A 17,030-nucleotide genomic window follows, 5' to 3' on the forward strand; every position below is an offset into this window, starting at 1 on the left:
TTGTAATCTCCTAAAAAGAGCACATTATCATTGGCGTGCAATTGATCCAGGTATTGTTTTAGCTCACGAGAAGCCTCATAGCGCTGATTGTAAGAACTCTCATCGTCAATGGCTTTGGCGTGAATATTGAAAGCATAAATTTCTCTGGATTCACCTTCAATAGTGGCGTTAAATTGAAACATTAACGGAAACCGTGCGAAACTTTGGTTATTGCCACCGGCCCAGTATTCGACGTCATATTGTTCGGTGATTTTTGCTGAGCTTCAGCGAGTCAATCTCACTTCTTTTAAATAGAAATGCAGTTTTCTGCTGTTGACTGAAATCAGAAAGAATTCCTCCGTATTCATCCAGAGAATCGAGCAAGGTTGCAAAATCGCCTTGGTCTGCAATTTCCTGGAATGCGTAGATCTCAGCATCAATCTCGCGAATCACTTCTATCACATTCGAGAACTGCTCCTTCTTCATCCGGACCGTTCCCGCTGTCACCAAACCACTCAATATTCCAGGTAACCACTTCAAACGTTTGGTCTTTGGATACATCATCGCCTGGGTAACTGACTTCTTCTGCACCAATATCTTCAGCAGAACGCGGCTTTAGCTGGTAATCTCCAAAGAACTGATCTACCACCCCAACAATCGTAACCGGATCACCTGGTGCTTCAATACCTACAAGATTGGCATCACCATCAATTCGAATAAGGCCCTCGCCACTGCGATCAGAGATATCGTAATTTGTTTGGCCCTGAAATGAGCCACTGTGATCAATGATCACTTCCTCCATCATCACTAACTGGGCTTCATAATCCCAGAATTCATTTCTTCGATCGTGACCAATTTTGGCTCCACTTTATTACTTTCGGTATCAATGATCTCAAAAGTAATGTCATCGTCACCATTATGCTCCGCAATTTGAAGCAAGAAGTCTCCATCTGGACCATCTACAGGATTGAATTCCGTTACCGGTTCCGTAACAATAACTGAATCTCCAAACTGGGCTGCTGAGTGCAATTCCGGCCAGTAAACAGCAATAGCTGCCGTGTTATCCTGAATGTGTGCAGGTCCACCAAATTCATTTGCGACCGTAACTCTGCCAGCTACCGTAACGCGTGTACCAAATTCTACTTGTCGTGCATCAGAAATAGGGATGATAGCGCCATCGGCAAATCCTTCGCCTATCAGCTCTAACGTAAAAGTTGCCTGGTTAGAAGCATTGCTCTCCACTTGCAGTTGCCCCTGATAATTTCCTTCGCTTTCGGGAGTGAATGAGAGGGTAACGACCGCTTCTTCATTAAAACTAAGGGCAGAGTCAGCAAGGTCACTGGAAATAGAAAATTCGGGTCCGGATACCGTTACTTCCGATATCACCAATTCCTGATTTCCAAGATTCGTTATTTCAATATCCTTTGTGCGGGTTGAATTTGTTGAAGTAGCTGAGAAACTCACATCACTGCCGGCATCTGCACCCACCCCGTCTACACTTACGGCTACCGTTGGTTCGTCGGCTGGCTCAATGTAATCGGTGATTCGGATGTCATCAACATTTACACGTCCACCTTCGGTTTTATTGATTCGGAACCGAATATCTCCCGCAGTTGCTACTTCAAAAGTATATTGTTCAAGCTCATTAGAGAGTGCGTTATAGGGTCACCTAATTCATTCCAATTTGAGCCGGAATCGGTAGAATAATAAATCTGCAGTATGCCCCCACCATCTCCGTTAAATCCAGAATTTCCTGAATAGAATGATAATTTGTCCGCTCCATCTGATTTGTCAAAATTCATACGTAAAAATCCATCACGAATTCTTACTGACAAAGATCCATTCTTCAGATCGCTGTCTCCTCCATCAGGTCGAATAAGAGCATCCTCTAGAAACCATTCTCCAGATTCTAATTCTACAGAAGCTCCAGCATATCCTGATTTTTGTTCCGACTCAAAATCTTCAAATAGTTGAGCCTGAAGCAGTATGGCAGTAACCAATAGGGCTAAAAGTGTTGCAAATAGAAATTTTAAATTTCTCATAAATCAATTTTGATGTTTGTTTTTTCGGCAGCACAAAGTTAGGACATTTATCGCCCCGGTGCGTATGAGAATTGCAGGTTTTACAAAACAATAAAGCCCCACATTAAATGCGAGGCTCTATATAAATTTATAAGGGTTCCCTTTATTATCTCAAACCATTTGGAAGTCCTTTGCAAATACGGCTGACCGCATCGTGGCTGTGCAGGCTTTCCATGTGTACGCAACGCACCACAAAGTCGCGAATGCTGTTGTAGCTGTCGAGTTCATCATAAAGCAAACGGGCAGCATCTTCCACAAATTTCTGAAAAGCTCCGTTCAGCTCTGCAAAAGCCTGTTCATCTTCGCGTTTCACCATCACCTGGGTTTCTGTTTTCAGGGCATTGCGGCAGATCTGAACCAGGTCTTCCACAAAAAATTCATCTTTCAGGGCACCTGTTACATTGGCTACACTGCGCTGACTGTGTGGAATAGTGGCAACATCTCTGGTTTCGCGGGCATGTTCAGCCAGCTCATAGCTGCAGGGACATGCACTGCTATATTCAAAATCGAGATGCATGTATTTCTGAAATCTGACCATAGTTATCAAGCCGACCTTCGAGCTGTACTTTATAATACTGATAGCCTTTCATGCCCGACCGCAGGCTGTCCATGAGTAATGGGTAGTTGAATGAAATTCGCAGAAAAGACTCCTGACTTTCCAGGTCTTCTTTATATGCTTTCAGAATCTCTTCCAGCCGATCTAAATGAAAGACCTTGTCCTGAAACTTGTAGAAGGTTCGCATAATGCGACTCATATTGATTCCCTTCTTATCCATTTCCAGGCTTACATATCCATCCACGGAAGCTTCAAGCGTAACGGGATCTCCTTCCCTTCGGCTGAACTTCAGCGGAAGCTTGAAATTAGAAATCCCCACCTGCTGAATAGGCACATTTGCTCCTTCGATGAGTGAAGCCGGACCGTTTTGCAGGTCGGGCAAAGATTCTTTGTATTCGGGAGTTACCGTAAAGGTTGGGTCATAAATACGTTGTACTTCATTTGAGATCATAGCTCTTCTCTTACTGCTAATTGGATAATGAATAGTCTGTTAAATTCCCAGATAAGGACAATACTCTGCGATATTTCGTTCCGTCTCGAATAACTTCACCATATATAATTTCCCGCCGTTGATTGCAGGCAGCTTCCACTTCCGGGCGTAATTGCTCGAAAAATGCACGTACCAAATTTTCCGTGGTCGGGATCATTCCTTGCAGGAAAGGCACATCCAGATTCAGGTTCCGGTGATCACAGGGATCAAGAATCTTTTCATTTATAATGGATTTCAATTTACCGAGATCGATCACAAATCCGGTTTCAGGATCCGGTTCTCCGGCTACGGTTACTTCAATGATATAATTATGTCCGTGCCAGTTTGGGTAATTGCACTTTCCAAAAGTTTGCCGGTTCCACTCGTCACTCTTATCAGGATTATGAAGCCGATGGGCAGCGTTAAAATGAGCTTGTCTGGTTACAAAAATCAATGGTTTAGGATTTCAGGTTATCGTTATTTCAAAAGCGTTAACAGATAGAATCTTCAAACAGTTCTGCAATTGCAAATATTTCGATTTATTTATTTGGGGTGAACCTTATTATTCAATTTTAGATTCTATGCGTAACGACTACAATTCTTGGCAACTTTATGAGTACTTTTACGTGCAATCAGCCCGAAACAAACTTCTGACTTTTTCATCTTTATGTATCGATCCATCTTACTTATTACAGGGCTTCTTCTTACAAAACATCTTCGGGTCTTTCGCTCAATCGGCCTCCATAAATGGCTTTGTTTCTGATACTGAAAACGGCGAGACCCTCATCAGCGCCAACGTAGGACTGCTGGATACCCGGAAAGGGACCGCCACTAACACCTTAGGCTACTATTCACTTACCGACATCGAGCCCGGCACCTACATGCTCTTTTGCAGTTTTGTGGGTATGAAGCATTCAGGCAGGAAATACGGCTTGAGCCCGGAGAGAATCTTCGCCTCAATATTGAACTCAACCCTGAAAATGTCAGAACTGGGATGAAATTGTGGTCCGCTCGCAGCGGGAGGAGGAAGAGCAAAAGAACATCGGTCGGGTACAAGTTAATACAGAGCTCATTAAAGAATTGCCATCGGTTTTTGAGGCCGATGTATTTCGCTCCATCCAGCAGCTTCCGGGGGTGAAGGCAGCCTCCGATTTTTCAAGTGGATTATATATTCGCGGGGGCAGCCCGGACCAAACGCTGATCTTACTGGACGAACCACGTGTACAATTCCAGCCACTTTTCTGGTCTTCTTCTTCGCACCTTCAATCCCGATGGCCACTAAAGACGTACGATTATACAAAGGCGGCTGCATCCGGCAACGACAACACGGCGGTACGATCAGGGTCGGCGCTCACGATTTTCAATGCAGACGGGAACAGACGAATGAAGTAGCAGGTCCGGTAACAGCAGGGACGCCGGGCCTACGCGCGCCTCGGTCGAAGGTCGATACAGCGAAGGCTCGCGGACGTTCGCGGCCCGGCGGATGAACCCTTGAGCCCCTCCTGGCGGCGACTACGCTCGAACCATCTGACGGCGTGCCCTTTGAAATCACGCTCCGATGTTTTTAACGGAAAAGCGAATGACGATGCTACGCGCACCACCGACAGAACTTTCCCTCCGCTCTCCATGACGCGGCCAGATCGCGTCACCTTTCCTTCTGCTGGAAGATGCAGAGCTGACCCGATCCGGACGACGGTAAAGTCAAACGCTCAGTGGCTCGATGGACGGATATGTTCGTACGGAAGACCGTTCTGATTGTGTGGCGACCGGTTCCGGCTGTTTTAATCTTCCGGAGCTTCGATCTTGTGGCAACGCCTTCACCGGTTCAGATAACATCGTACGATTTTGCCATTAAGGGCGACCTCCAACATATCAGCCGCATCCCGATCGCCAGGTCAAACCGGGAGCGTGGGGCGGTATTTTGACGTTCAAACTGCAGGATCAGGTTCGATAACGCAGATAACCTCTTTGCAAGCCGCATCCAAGAATCGATACGCCTCGGCGTATGTGCAGGATGAATGGAGGCCCAACGAACGCTGGATCTTCACCCCGGGCCTGCGACTCAATTACTTTTCTGACGGAGAATATTTCCGGCTGGAACCCAGATTTTCGATGGAACACCGCCCCAACAGCTGGCTTCGTCTTCAAGCGGCTTATGGCAGATACAACCAATTCCTGACGCTGATCTCCAACGAGGCCTTTTCCGGTTTCGATGTATGGATCACCTCTGCTGATGGCGTTTCCCCGGCCTACGGAGATCAGTTTATTCTTGGCGCCAAAACCATCCCCTTTAAAAACTATGGGCTGGATATAGAAATTTACTATCGCAGTATGGAAGATCTGTTTGAGCTTGATCCGTTTTTGCAGGATGTAGCCGGACTTCCCTATCCTGACATATTCCGTTTTGGGGAAGGATACGCCTATGGAACCGAACTCTTCTTCGAAAAAAGAGCCGGACGATTTACGGGCTTCATCGGTTATACCTTGAGCTATACCTGGCGCAAATTTCCGGGTTTTAACTCCGGCATTTTCGAAACGGAGGAGAGCGGACGTTTCTATCCCTCGAAATACGATCGCCGACATGATATCAATCTTGTAGCAAATTACCGGCTATCTGACCGATGGAAATTTACCGGCAGCTTCAACTTCGCTTCCGGTCAGGCTTATACCGAAGTTCTGGGCAGGTACACACAATTTGATCTCCCCTGGACCAACGATCAGCCCAATATTTTTACGGTCGGAAAAGTGAATGCATCTCGACTTCCCAACTATCACCGAATGGATATTTCATTCTCAAGAAGCGGCTCCTTTTTTGACTGGGGTGAATCAGAACTTCAGTTGCAGATCATCAACGTATACAGCCGCAGAAATGTATGGTTTTACGAATTTCGATTTCGATGAAAATCCGGTTTCCCGCACGGAAGTTAGTTTGCTTCCCATACTCCCTGCCATCTCTTATACCGTAACTTTTTAAAACTATGAACAAGCACCTTTTTATACCTGATTGTACTGAGCACTCTTTTAGTATCCTGCAGGAACTGTATCCCCAGGGATGACTACGAGGAATATTATGTGGTTGAAAGTTATATGACGGCAAACAACCTGCTGCCAAATGTCCGGCTTTCCACCACTGCTGAAGCGAATGAGCTGTATGAATTTGAAGAGTTTGCCGTCAACTCCGCAAAACGTGGAGATCCGGCTTCTCGAAACAGGCCCCAACCAGCCCCGTGGAAGAAAGCTTTAGTTATTCGAATCTAGCTCCCGGAATCTACTGGGCAGATCAGAATCACCGGGTAAAACCAAGGCGAACCTACCAGCTGCATATTTCATTTGATGACTCCGATCAAATGAATCACGGCCGACACCACCATCCCTGATACCTTTCGGATAATGCCCGGCACTCGCGAAACCGTGACCTATCAATCTGAAGAACAGCTTGAACTCACCCTCACCAAAAGTTTCTACCCGGGAAGGCAAACAGAATATTTATGTCTTCAACGCCCTGGCTCAGGAACCCTCCGCCGAGAAGCCTCACCCCGCTGTATGCTGATCTTTTTCAGGATAGCGACACAACCGGAAGAAGACCTCATCTTGCTCTCCAGATAACAGTTCAGGAATTATAAATGAAGCCAACTTTCAGGATAACGAGGATGGCACGATCACTTTAAATTACCCGTGGATCGGAATTGCCTTTTATGGGATAAATAATATTGTAGCCAATGCCATTGACGACAACGTGTACGATTTTGTGCGATCACAGCAGGTTCAACTGGGCGGCTCCACGCTTCACCGGAGATGCCAAAAAATGTGATCTACCATGTAGAAGGTGGGCTAGATATATTCGGATCGCTGGCAACAATACGGTCACTCCTTTGTGAGTCAACGAGTTAGTAGGAATTGATAACTAACCGAAACAAACCAGTTGTTGCAAGTGGACCAATTTCCTCGAGTATTGGCATTTATCCCAAATCCTGAATGGTGCTGGTAGCCAAGACCAGCATACACTCTTTGGATCAATTTGTTTGTTTATTGTGAATGAATGTGGATGTGGTTGGAATGTTACGTGAGGTTATTTCGGCATAGGGGGTTTTTCTTATATCAGTCTTAACTCCGTTGTGATCCAGTTTGAAAGATGCTCCACCCAAAGCCTAAAACAGAAGTGATATTAAAGATTCCAAATATTGGTAGTTCGGCCCCAAATTTTTGCTGGGTAATATCCACCCTTTGCTTTTCGGTATAATTTATCCGATTTATGGCTTCATAATTCAATTCATAAAAAGGGGTAAGGCCGATAATTCAATGAAAAATCATCAGAGGTGAGCGTAATAGCATAGCCCGTTGAAAACCGGCCGCCTATAAAATTGGTTTTAGGATCATCAAAGGCCACTGCATAGTCGTAAACCACTCGCGATGTATTTTGCCCCTAACTATCCGTGCTACTCTCGCTTCTCCTTACTCATACTCACTTCCTGATCACCAAACCCAAATACGAATTGCAGATTGGCAAACAAATAATCATTCCCATACATTTAAATTGATGTTTTTATACAGATCATACCGAAATTGCCACGGTTCTGAGGTTGACGAGCCGAAACTTGTTTCAAGGCTCTTGTTAGAATTCAAATGACTTCATTGCCAACATAGTTTGTTTCCCTGATGTTATCCCTGTCTATAAAATTTTGATTATTCTGCCCATAATCATCTTCTTAACATATAGCTTATGGCTGAGGTCCCCGCTTCACTCCAACTGTAATATTCAATTCCCGCTACCAGTTTATTATTTCGCGTATCGCTTGAATTTGAATTCTATTATAGGTTCTTTCCAATTCAGCAGTAGAAAAAGGGTATCCATTCTAAATTCTTCTTCCAGCTGATATAATTTCTCATTAGTAAGCCTGTAACTATCGTTTTGAAAGGTCGAAGTTCCCCAAATAGTCCAACCGCCCTGCCTTGGCTTTCACCCGATTCAAATATTTTCAGCAAACGGAATTCAGCCTGACTATTTTCATTACTGTTATCTCTTTCTTCAGTTTTATGCTGTTCCTGTAGATTTTCTCTGATATAGTTATTGCGCTCAAATACATTAAAAGTCTGATAAAAATCCTCCGATTCCTGTACGTTAGAATATGAGTTAATGACCCCACCTAAAGTTATAAACCGACTCCTAAATCTGCAGGTACTAAAACGGCAGCGTTAAAGTTATTTGAGCTGCCGGCAAATGAAGTCTGAACAAATCCATGATCCAATTGAGCCGCTCTGGCAGGATGCGAATAAAACCCGTTGCCTGTCATCATCCACCAAAAACAAATAATTCGAATTCAAACTTACACTATACACCGATTGATTGATGGGGGCTGAACACTTCATGTGGGCTAAAACCATTTCCATTTGGCGCTACCGTAGGCTCCCATTGAACCCGCTGTTACCAAGAACTGTTAATCAACATTAAAGAAAACACTATCTTGAAGTATTTGGTATACTTTATATTTCATTCCAGTTTATGATAATAATAGTAGCATTTATACCATTATTGGAGCGGTTTTCGCTAACCCCTTTATGCGCATCATTTATCTTTTGTTAGTACCGATGTTTTCTTTATCTGGCATTGAACATGCACAAGCTCGGTGACGTTGCGGAGAATTTGAAATTGCCCGTGCCAAATACCGTGGCGGTGGTGACTGGTACAACGACCCTTCAGCCCTCGCCAACCTGATCACATTCACCAAGACAAACGTTCCCATACGGATCTCCAATTCTTACACCGATGTTTCTTTGGGAAGTACGGCGTTGCATTCTTATCCCTTCGTATTTTTAACGGGACATGGCAACATCACCCTGAATTCTGCTGAAGCCCGTAACGTCCGGGAATACCTGCAAAACGGCGGTTTCCTGTATATAGATGATGATTACGGCCTCGATGAGTATTTACGCCCTGTGATGAAAGATATCTTCCCGGATGAAGACTTTGTTGAGATTCCTTTTAATCACCCTATTTACGATCAGGCTTTTACTTTTGAAAATGGTCTTCCTAAAATCCACGAACATGACGGGGAAGCACCACGCGGACTGGGTATTTTTTATGAAGGACGATTGGTCGTTTTTTACAGCATCGAATCTAATTTAGGCGATGGCTGGGCGGAAGAAGAGATCCATAATGTCCCTCAATCGCTTCGCCGGCAGGCGCTTGAAATGGGCTCCAATATTTTAGTGTATGCTTTAACTCAGAACTAATCTCAGCGTTATGAAAACAATTACACCCTACCTGTTTTTCCCCGGAAATTGTGAGGAAGCCATGAGTTTCTACAAAGAATGTTTGAATGGCGAGATCACCGCTCTTCAACGTTTTGGGGATACAGAAATGCCCGTTGAAGATGATCACAAACGCAAGATCATGCACGGAGAATTAAAGGCTGAAGGAATTACCATCATGTTCTCGGATGGTGCACCTCATAAAGAAATTTCGGGAGGCAATAACGTGCAACTCAGCATCAATCTGGAATCAGAAGAAGAGCAGGATCGCATTTTTGAAGCCCTCTCAGAAAAAGGAGAAGTGACGATGCCGCTCGAAAACACCTTTTGGGGCGCCCGATACGGCATGCTCACCGACAAATACGGAATCCGCTGGATGCTAAATTGTGAAATCTGATTTTGTGATAAAGTGACGGGTGATATGGTGATTTTCTGTGATCACTAAATCACTCATCCCCCTTCATCTTATAAGTAAAGACTTTACGATCCACTTCTTTGCTCACGCCCTTTTCAGGATTCGGAATAAAGGTCGTCAGGATCAGAGGTTTCCCGGCGGGTTAATTTTGATTTGATATCCTTTTGTCGCTCTATCAGCTTCAATCTTTCTTTTTCATCCGCATCAGCGATCCTGTCCGCAATTTCATGCAATTTCCGCTGATAGAAATTTATCTGTGTAGAACGAATTGAACTTTTAGCCGTTCTGTACGGATTTTCATCATATTTCAGCCCATGTTCCTTAGAAAACCGTTCGCTGGGAGAATACTGCTGCAGGGTCACATCTCCCACCAATTTTGGAAAAGGATCGGTTTCACCGGAATAGGTTTTAATGGAAAATTCCTGCTCTTTCTTATAACGCTCTATGATATCCTCGTAAAACATCTTCAGCTCCTCATCTTCAAAAAGCTTGGCGTTGGTAAACGAGCAAATGTACTCTACCATGCTTCTTCCATAGGTTATCATCAGACGGATCAGCTCTTTTTCGAAATGGGGCTTCTTTTTGGATGACTGTGCCTTAGCTGTCCGCATGCCGGGATGAGGAGGCTCCTCATCGCTGCTGCTTTGGGTCGGCATTTTCATCTGGTTTTTCCTGAACTCTCTGCCGGACTTCCTCCCGCTTCTTCGCCCTTTTTTCCTCCCAGCGCTTGTCGTTCATAACCCGCTCAAGCTGCTCAAAAAGGTCCGTTTCTTTCACCTTCTGGAACTTCTGTATTTTTTGATGCAGGTACTGCACATACACCTGCCGCTGAATAGAATCCGGAATATTTGATATGGATTCCAGGATCTCCGTTATCACTTTCGGCGTTTCGGTCGGTCTGTCAAGGCGACCTTCATCACCGGCTTTATGCAGCAGAAAATCCACAAAATCGAGGGCTTCTTCCTTTTTCATTTCCTCAAAAGACTCTTTCCCAAACTGCTTCACAAACGAATCCGGATCCTGATCTTCGGGTAGCTCCAGCAATTCCACTTCCATTCCTTCCGCCAGCGCAATATTAATTCCCCGCTTCATGGCCGTTTGTCCGGCATCATCAGAGTCATAGATCATCACAATGCGCTCGCCATAGCGATGAAGGATCTTCATTTGTCCCGGAGTAAGCGATGTTCCACTGACTGGCCACCACATTCCCGATCTGATGCTCCATCAGCGTGATCACATCGGTATAACCTTCCACCAAAATCACTTCTTTATGCTTTCGGATTTCATTTTTGGCAAAGTTCACCCCATACACCACTTCACTTTTGTTATACACTTTGGTTTGGGATGAATTGATGTACTTCGCCGTTTTTTCTTGCCCCAGAACCCGACCCGCAAAAGCAATGACCTTCCCGGTCGGATTGAAGATCGGAAACATCAAACGGCCCCGAAAAGTATCGTAATATCCACTGCCGCGGTTGCTTGGTTTGATAAGATCTCCTTCCTCCAGATATTGCTCATCGATGCCTGCATTCCGGGCTGCTTTCCATAATTCTTCCCGCCTGAGGGAGCATATCCCAACCCAAATTTCTTATATACCGAGCGATCATATCCACGCTCCTGCAAATATTTTCGGGCCTTTTCTGCTTCCGGATTTTCAACCAGATTCCGATAATAAAACACGCCGGCAAATTTCAGCGCATGCAAAATTCCTTCCCGAAGCTGGGTGCTTTCACTGGGCTCATCGTTCTCTTCTTCAGGTATGAACACGCCATACCGCTCAGCCAGCTCCCGAACTGCTTCCGTAAAGCCCACGCCCTCCTGATCCATTACAAACTTAAATACATCACCGGATTCTCCACAGCCAAAGCATTTAAAAATCTGCAGGCGCGGAGTCACATTAAAGGAAGGCGTTTTTTCATCGTGATAAGGACACAGCCCCACAAATCCACTGCCGGAACGCTTCAGCTTCACATAATCCTGCACCACTTCCACAATATCAGCGGCGGCTCTGACCTCTTCTTTTTTGTCGTCACTAATCATACTTAATAATGAGCATATTAATCCTCGGAGTAAAGCAAAATTATGAAATTACAGACTTTCTTTTGTAAATCTTTCCTCTCCCTTTCCAGATCTCAATTAACACTTAGAACCTACTGAAATTATGGGCCGTACTTTTTTGTAAGAATGTAATAAAGCATTGGTGAAGTCGGTTTACAACATGTACTTTTAGTGTCATGATATATCATCTACGAGAATTTAATCTATGAACAGACGTTTTTCCGCAACCTTATCTTTACTGATCGTTTTTATTCTGTTGGGTTCAACAAGCATTCAGGCTCAAAAACTGACTGAGTTTTTGTTTGGCCAAACGGTGAAGAATCCTCCAAAAACGATTCTCGATAAAACTTCGGAGGCCTATCTCGATTCACTTATTGAGAATACTCCGCTTGAGGAAAAAATTGGGCAGCTGTTTTTTGTGCCCGCTCAAGGTCAGTTTACCAACCGCGATTCCCGCACGTTCAAGGAACTGGAGCAGATGATCACCGATTATCACGTTGGCGGCATCATTTTTATGCGGGGTGATATTTACGGGCAGGCCATAATGACCAATAAATTGCAGCGCATGTCCAAGTTTCCCCTTTGGATTTCGCAGGATATGGAATTTGGGGCAGCCATGCGGATCTCGGGAACTACCCGCTTCACTCCGGCTATGGGCGTTGCTGCCACCGGCGACAAACGAAACGCCTTTATGATGGGCAAGATCACCGCCATTGAAGCTAAAGCGTTGGGCGTTCACCAGATCTATGCCCCGGTGCTGGATGTGAATAATAATCCTGAAAACCCGGTTATAAACGTGCGCTCTTTTTCGGGAGATCCTGAAATGGTAGCCGACTACGGAACGGCTTTTATGCAGGGCGTGCAAAGTGAAGGACTTGTGGCAACGGCAAAACATTTCCCCGGTCACGGCGATACCGATGTTGATTCTCACAGCGATCTTCCTGTTGTGAATTATGATTATTCCCGGCTCGATTCTCTGGAACTGATCCCCTTTCGTGCAGCCATTGATGGTGGAATTTCGAGCGTTATGACGGCACATATCGCCTTTCCCGGAATTAATACGACCGAATTTCTGCCCGCTACTTTAGATGCTACCATTCTCGGTGATGTTCTTATTGATTCCCTCAACTTTAATGGCCTGGTAGTTACCGATGGTTTGGAAATGCAGGGCATTGCTTCCAAATATTCGCCGGGTCGAGCTGTGGTTCGTGCCCTAAATGCCGGTGCCGATATCATGCTCATCAGTCCGGATGTCCACACCGCTATTGATGAGGTGATCAAGTCAGTTGAAAAAGGAGAAATAACCGAAGAACGCATCGATCGTTCGTTTGTGAAATTAATGAAATGGAAACAGCAATACGGACTTTTGCAAAGCGAAAATCAGGTGGATCTTGAAGCGTCTTGATACCATTGTTAATACTGATTTTCATAAAGCCGTTGCTGACGAAATAGCCCGGAATCCATCACTGTTTTAAAAAATGAGAAGAACATCCTGCCTTTGCTGCCCATCGGAACATCCTCGAGCATTATGGTGATTTCAGTGGCTGATGACCGCGACGGAAATACCGGATCCTCCTTTGTCCGTCAACTGCGGGATTATCATCCGGATGTATCTTTCCATATTTACGATAAACGCACCAGTGAAGTCGATAAGCGGAAAATGATGAAAAAAGCCCGGAAAGTAGACCTGGTGATCATCAGCTCTTTTATTTATTTACGGTTTGGGCAATCCATCCATCTTCAGGCGATCAGTTATCCTTCCTGAAGAAAGTCGTTCAAACCAAAAAACCGTCACTTTTGGTCTCTTTTGGAAATCCTTATGTCCTGTCTGATCTGGACGAAGCAGATGCCCACATGCTGGCTTGGTATAACTCATCAGGACAAATAAGCGGAGCGGTGCCGGCTATTTTTGGGGCTTCAGAAATAAAAGCAAAGATCCCTATTGAGATACCCGGACTTTATGAACTGGGTGAAGGCCTGGAAATGGAACATACCACGCTGCGTTTTGGAACACCTGAGGAAGTTGGGACTTGATCATAACAAATTGTTTGAGCTTGATGAGATCGTACATCAGGCAATCGATGATTCGGTATTTCCCCGGAGCCGTTGTGGGAATTGTGAAAGACGGAGTACTCGCCTACAATCGGGGATATGGCTATCAGGATTATTCGAAGCTTGAAAAAGTGAAAGAGACCGATGTGTATGATGTAGCCTCCATCACCAAGATAATGGCCACCACGGCAGCAACCATGAAGCTTGTTGATGAAGGAAAACTCAGCCTGGATGATACCATCGCAGAATACTTCTCTGAATTTGATGTACCCCAAAGGCGCGACATCACCATACGGGATATTCTATTGCATCAAACAGGATTGCCTCCCTTCCGCGTGTACGTTGATTCTTTGAAAACACGGAATGAGATTTTAAACGCCATCAAAAATGAACCACTGACTTACGAACCCGGAACCAAATATGTGTACAGTGATCTGGGAATGATCTTACTGGCAGAGATCATTCATGAAGTTTCCGGCTCTCGAATGGACCGATATACGCGGAGTGAATTTTATTTTCCGTTGAATATGTATAGCACTTTTTTCAACCCGGCTACAAACAGCCGCTGGCTGGTCAATCGCATCTCCCCAACCGAAATTGATACCGTCTATGGACGAGGACTTGTTAAAGGCCTGGTGCACGATGAACGGGCTTATTATTTAGGAGGTGTGGCCGGACACGCAGGCTTATTTTCCAACACTATTGACATGGCCAAATTCAGCACCATGCTTCTGAACGATGGCTTGTATGCCGGAAAACGATATTTAGAAAAAGAAACCATTCGACAATTCACCACCGATCAATCTGAACATAATAACCGTGGGCTTGGGTTTGACCGAAAAAGTCCCACCGGTTTTACTACCGCCGGTCAGCTTGCAAGTAACGACACCTTTGGCCACCTTGGCTTCACCGGCACCAGCTTGTGGATAGACCGGGAGAAGAATATGGCGGTTATCTTGTTAACCAACCGAACCTATCCGCATCGCTCATATGGAAAAACCATTAGCCAAATTAGAGCAAAAGTAGCCGATGCGGCATTTTCAGCAATAACAAATTAATTATGAGTTGGACATCACTATTAGACCGATCTTACGTCCCCTACTCAGGTGAACCAAAAGCCTGTCTGGTTGAAGGTAGTTCAGGTAAAATCTATGCCGGCGTGCGGATCGAGAATATTTCATATCCCTTAACTATACCCGCTGTTCAAGCCGCTTGTGCTATCTGCTTAAGTGAAAAAGACACGCCCGCAAAGATCTACGTGCAAAATCGCGAGTTGGAACAGCTTGCCTTCTGGACGGTTGAGTTTCATATGAAAGTAGTTGAAACGGATGAACCTCCGGTTGTGGACAGGGAAGATCTTCAGATGAACCCGTCCTCCACATTTTCAGCTATTGATGAGTTAAAATCATTGCTGAACCAAGCGGTAACTACCAATTCCGACTTTCCTGTATCGGCACTGCTTTTTACTGAGAATGGTTATTTCGAAGGGGTAAATGTGGAAGTAAGTGACTGGACCCAAGGAATTTGTGCCGAACGAGTTGCCATTGCTAAAGCGTATGCTCACGGAGATACTGAGTTCACCAAAATGGAAATACATACCCGGAAAGGAGAATTCAGTAGTCCATGCGGAGCCTGCAGACAGGTTATAGTAGAACTGCTTCCCTATCACGATGTTGTACTACACCATGCTGATGGAACGCTTTCAGAACACATTACGGTAGATTTACTTCCATTTAGTTTTAAATCATCTGCTCTGAATAAAAAGAAATAACAAATTCAATTTATGCCCATTCATTTTATCGCTGTACTGGATCATCAACACCTCGAAAATTCTGTATTCCTGACCGCATTTGCCAAGTCACTCGCTAAACTGGGCGACCGAAAGGGAATTATCGTACACGGAGACAGTCCTTATACCGATCGACTCATTCAAACCGGTATGATGCGGGAAGATGCCCGGCTGCGAGCCATCAAAGACCTGAATAAACGGCTTATAGGTTTATTTGCGGATCAGGGAATTCCAACTATCGGAGTTCATGGATTTCAAAAAGAGATGGCCACCATAAAAGAAGGCGAACTGTGGTTTAATAAAGAGAAAATTGAAGATCTTCATGATATCCCCAATCTCCTTCTTTCCAATTTGGTAGATGAAATGACGGATGCCCAAAACATGTTCCCCTTCCCAAATTTTCAGCAGCGCTTTCCCATACATTTGATGATGCCGAAATCCTGCTTTTCTCTATGAATGAAAAGGATGAGATCCTGGTGCAGGAAGAACAACAATCTTTTGGATGGGACAGCTTACCGGGCGAATTTGAAGAAGAATCACTGCCTGAAGAATTCCGGAATTTTGGTCATCTCGTCAAAATTACCACGGCTACCGATCTTGCGAACTGGCCGGACCTCAAAAAAAGTACCATAATTGAGTAGATTCTTTCAAAAAGTCACTTTTTTTACCTAAAAAGCACTTTTTAATTTGACTCAATACCCCCGATTGAATAGCTTCGAGAACATTTCTGAAAACAGAAACAAAATTAACTATAAATTTTAACGGAGCTATTAATGAGCAGAGTTGAAGAACTAAAAAACCTCGTAGAAGAAACATCAGTAGAAATGGAAAAATTCTACGAAAAAGATAACAAAGCGGCCGGTACACGTGCCCGCAAAGGCCTTCAAGAATTGAAAAAATTAGCACAGGAAATCCGCCTGGAAATTCAGGATATCAAAAACAACAGCTAATTTTTATAGCTCTTACGTTTTTAAGAAAGTCGCTTGAACGAGCGGCTTTTTTTATTTGTACTATATAATGAAGCATAACTAAAGTAACACCCTTATGTACAAAGACTTAGCTGAAGCGACCGAAGCCCTGAAAGAAAAAGGATTTGACCATACTTTTGAGTTAGGCACAGACTGCATCACCTGCAAAACATTAGATATTGAATATGATGCCAGATAATCTAACCATCAAAGAAACACACGAATTTGATCAGGGAACCGATCCGGGCTCAGAATCCACTATGTATGCCATTGAAGCCGATTCTGGAATCAAAGGCACTCTCATCATCTCTTACGGCAAGTATGTGGATCCCCAGAAAGCCACGCTAATCGATAAACTTTTGAAAGCACAATAAGCCAGACCTGATTACAAGCTACCATTTTCGTAATCACTAC

General features: G+C 44.5%; 27 protein-coding genes and 1 pseudogene. 17 read left to right on the forward strand and 11 right to left on the reverse strand.

Going from position 1 to position 17,030, the window contains the following annotated elements:
* Positions 1–234 precede the first annotated feature (234 nt).
* The 7 genes from U5K35_RS07680 to U5K35_RS07710 form a co-directional block, all read right to left on the reverse strand.
* Positions 235–441 (reverse strand): hypothetical protein, encoded by a 207-nt coding sequence (locus U5K35_RS07680; protein WP_322570872.1) that lies wholly within the window; start codon positions 439–441, stop codon positions 235–237.
* Positions 416–784, reverse strand: coding sequence for a hypothetical protein (locus U5K35_RS07685; RefSeq protein WP_322570873.1), 369 nt, complete (start codon positions 782–784; stop codon positions 416–418). The genes U5K35_RS07680 and U5K35_RS07685 overlap by 26 nt, the downstream gene beginning before the upstream one ends.
* Before the next feature lie 2 nt (positions 785–786).
* A complete protein-coding gene (locus tag U5K35_RS07690; protein WP_322570874.1) occupies positions 787–1,467 on the reverse strand; it encodes a DUF1573 domain-containing protein in 681 nt (226 codons plus the stop codon).
* A gap of 128 nt (positions 1,468–1,595) precedes the next feature.
* Positions 1,596–2,021 (reverse strand): hypothetical protein, encoded by a 426-nt coding sequence (locus tag U5K35_RS07695; protein ID WP_322570875.1) that lies wholly within the window; start codon positions 2,019–2,021, stop codon positions 1,596–1,598.
* A gap of 145 nt (positions 2,022–2,166) precedes the next feature.
* Positions 2,167–2,577: a GTP cyclohydrolase, FolE2/MptA family gene (locus U5K35_RS07700; protein ID WP_322570876.1), complete on the reverse strand. Its 411-nt coding sequence runs from the start codon at positions 2,575–2,577 to the stop codon at positions 2,167–2,169.
* Positions 2,561–3,067 carry a GTP cyclohydrolase, FolE2/MptA family gene (locus U5K35_RS07705; protein WP_322570877.1) on the reverse strand — a complete coding sequence of 169 codons (507 nt, stop codon included), beginning with the start codon at positions 3,065–3,067 and terminating at the stop codon, positions 2,561–2,563. The genes U5K35_RS07700 and U5K35_RS07705 overlap by 17 nt, the downstream gene beginning before the upstream one ends.
* Positions 3,068–3,083: 16 nt before the next feature.
* Complete coding sequence (locus U5K35_RS07710) at positions 3,084–3,539, reverse strand: 6-pyruvoyl trahydropterin synthase family protein (protein ID WP_322570878.1); 456 nt, start codon at positions 3,537–3,539, stop codon at positions 3,084–3,086.
* Between the two features lie 127 nt (positions 3,540–3,666).
* Here U5K35_RS07710 and U5K35_RS07715 point away from each other — a divergent pair, with 127 nt between their 5' ends.
* The 5 genes from U5K35_RS07715 to U5K35_RS07735 all read left to right on the forward strand — a co-directional run bounded on the left by U5K35_RS07715 (position 3,667) and on the right by U5K35_RS07735 (position 6,343).
* Positions 3,667–4,083: a carboxypeptidase-like regulatory domain-containing protein gene (locus U5K35_RS07715; protein WP_322570879.1), complete on the forward strand. Its 417-nt coding sequence runs from the start codon at positions 3,667–3,669 to the stop codon at positions 4,081–4,083.
* A gap of 4 nt (positions 4,084–4,087) precedes the next feature.
* A complete protein-coding gene (locus U5K35_RS07720) occupies positions 4,088–4,477 on the forward strand; it encodes a hypothetical protein (protein WP_322570880.1) in 390 nt (129 codons plus the stop codon).
* 338 nt (positions 4,478–4,815) lie between these two features.
* A complete protein-coding gene (locus U5K35_RS07725; protein ID WP_322570881.1) occupies positions 4,816–5,010 on the forward strand; it encodes a hypothetical protein in 195 nt (64 codons plus the stop codon).
* On the forward strand, positions 4,994–5,986 hold the full coding sequence (locus U5K35_RS07730) for a TonB-dependent receptor (protein ID WP_322570882.1): 993 nt from the start codon (positions 4,994–4,996) through the stop codon (positions 5,984–5,986). Before U5K35_RS07725 ends, U5K35_RS07730 begins: the two co-directional genes overlap by 17 nt.
* A 186-nt stretch (positions 5,987–6,172) precedes the next feature.
* Complete coding sequence (locus tag U5K35_RS07735; RefSeq protein ID WP_322570883.1) at positions 6,173–6,343, forward strand: hypothetical protein; 171 nt, start codon at positions 6,173–6,175, stop codon at positions 6,341–6,343.
* 1,892 nt (positions 6,344–8,235) lie between these two features.
* Here the strand turns inward: U5K35_RS07735 and U5K35_RS07740 are convergent.
* On the reverse strand, positions 8,236–8,379 hold the full coding sequence (locus tag U5K35_RS07740) for a hypothetical protein (protein WP_322570884.1): 144 nt from the start codon (positions 8,377–8,379) through the stop codon (positions 8,236–8,238).
* A 352-nt stretch (positions 8,380–8,731) separates the two neighbouring features.
* Between U5K35_RS07740 and U5K35_RS07745 the strand changes: the two genes are divergently transcribed.
* Positions 8,732–9,316: a DUF4159 domain-containing protein gene (locus tag U5K35_RS07745; RefSeq protein WP_322571754.1), complete on the forward strand. Its 585-nt coding sequence runs from the start codon at positions 8,732–8,734 to the stop codon at positions 9,314–9,316.
* 10 nt (positions 9,317–9,326) lie between these two features.
* Complete coding sequence (locus U5K35_RS07750) at positions 9,327–9,731, forward strand: VOC family protein (protein WP_322570885.1); 405 nt, start codon at positions 9,327–9,329, stop codon at positions 9,729–9,731.
* Positions 9,732–9,844: 113 nt separating this feature from the next.
* On the opposite strand, the gene U5K35_RS07755 is transcribed toward U5K35_RS07750, so the two are convergent.
* The 3 genes and pseudogenes from U5K35_RS07755 to dnaG form a co-directional block, all read right to left on the reverse strand.
* Positions 9,845–10,405, reverse strand: coding sequence for a hypothetical protein (locus tag U5K35_RS07755; protein WP_322570886.1), 561 nt, complete (start codon positions 10,403–10,405; stop codon positions 9,845–9,847).
* On the reverse strand, positions 10,380–10,913 hold the full coding sequence (locus U5K35_RS07760; RefSeq protein ID WP_322570887.1) for a toprim domain-containing protein: 534 nt from the start codon (positions 10,911–10,913) through the stop codon (positions 10,380–10,382). Before U5K35_RS07760 ends, U5K35_RS07755 begins: the two co-directional genes overlap by 26 nt.
* Positions 10,867–11,789, reverse strand: a pseudogene (gene dnaG / locus U5K35_RS07770) (DNA primase). The gene U5K35_RS07760 and the pseudogene dnaG overlap by 47 nt, the downstream one beginning before the upstream one ends.
* Before the next feature lie 223 nt (positions 11,790–12,012).
* Between dnaG and U5K35_RS07775 the strand changes: the two are divergent.
* The 10 genes from U5K35_RS07775 to U5K35_RS07820 all read left to right on the forward strand — a co-directional run bounded on the left by U5K35_RS07775 (position 12,013) and on the right by U5K35_RS07820 (position 16,990).
* A complete protein-coding gene (locus U5K35_RS07775; protein WP_322570889.1) occupies positions 12,013–13,212 on the forward strand; it encodes a glycoside hydrolase family 3 protein in 1,200 nt (399 codons plus the stop codon).
* 93 nt (positions 13,213–13,305) lie between these two features.
* Complete coding sequence (locus U5K35_RS07780) at positions 13,306–13,572, forward strand: hypothetical protein (protein WP_322570890.1); 267 nt, start codon at positions 13,306–13,308, stop codon at positions 13,570–13,572.
* Between the two features lie 32 nt (positions 13,573–13,604).
* Positions 13,605–13,841 carry a hypothetical protein gene (locus U5K35_RS07785; protein ID WP_322570891.1) on the forward strand — a complete coding sequence of 79 codons (237 nt, stop codon included), beginning with the start codon at positions 13,605–13,607 and terminating at the stop codon, positions 13,839–13,841.
* Between the two features lie 23 nt (positions 13,842–13,864).
* Positions 13,865–14,917 (forward strand): serine hydrolase domain-containing protein, encoded by a 1,053-nt coding sequence (locus U5K35_RS07790; RefSeq protein ID WP_322570892.1) that lies wholly within the window; start codon positions 13,865–13,867, stop codon positions 14,915–14,917.
* Positions 14,918–14,919: 2 nt separating this feature from the next.
* Positions 14,920–15,630, forward strand: a complete 711-nt coding sequence (locus U5K35_RS07795; protein ID WP_322570893.1) for a hypothetical protein — start codon at positions 14,920–14,922, stop codon at positions 15,628–15,630.
* Positions 15,631–15,642: 12 nt separating this feature from the next.
* Positions 15,643–16,104 (forward strand): hypothetical protein, encoded by a 462-nt coding sequence (locus tag U5K35_RS07800; protein WP_322570894.1) that lies wholly within the window; start codon positions 15,643–15,645, stop codon positions 16,102–16,104.
* Positions 16,101–16,289, forward strand: coding sequence for a hypothetical protein (locus U5K35_RS07805; RefSeq protein WP_322570895.1), 189 nt, complete (start codon positions 16,101–16,103; stop codon positions 16,287–16,289). Before U5K35_RS07800 ends, U5K35_RS07805 begins: the two co-directional genes overlap by 4 nt.
* Positions 16,290–16,421: 132 nt before the next feature.
* Positions 16,422–16,598: a histone H1 gene (locus U5K35_RS07810; RefSeq protein ID WP_322570896.1), complete on the forward strand. Its 177-nt coding sequence runs from the start codon at positions 16,422–16,424 to the stop codon at positions 16,596–16,598.
* A 94-nt stretch (positions 16,599–16,692) separates the two neighbouring features.
* Positions 16,693–16,815, forward strand: coding sequence for a hypothetical protein (locus tag U5K35_RS07815; protein ID WP_322570897.1), 123 nt, complete (start codon positions 16,693–16,695; stop codon positions 16,813–16,815).
* Positions 16,802–16,990: a hypothetical protein gene (locus tag U5K35_RS07820; protein WP_322570898.1), complete on the forward strand. Its 189-nt coding sequence runs from the start codon at positions 16,802–16,804 to the stop codon at positions 16,988–16,990. Before U5K35_RS07815 ends, U5K35_RS07820 begins: the two co-directional genes overlap by 14 nt.
* Positions 16,991–17,030 lie beyond the last annotated feature (40 nt).

The organism is Rhodohalobacter sp. (genome assembly GCF_034521535.1).
Lineage (GTDB): Bacteria > Bacteroidota > Rhodothermia > Balneolales > Balneolaceae > Rhodohalobacter.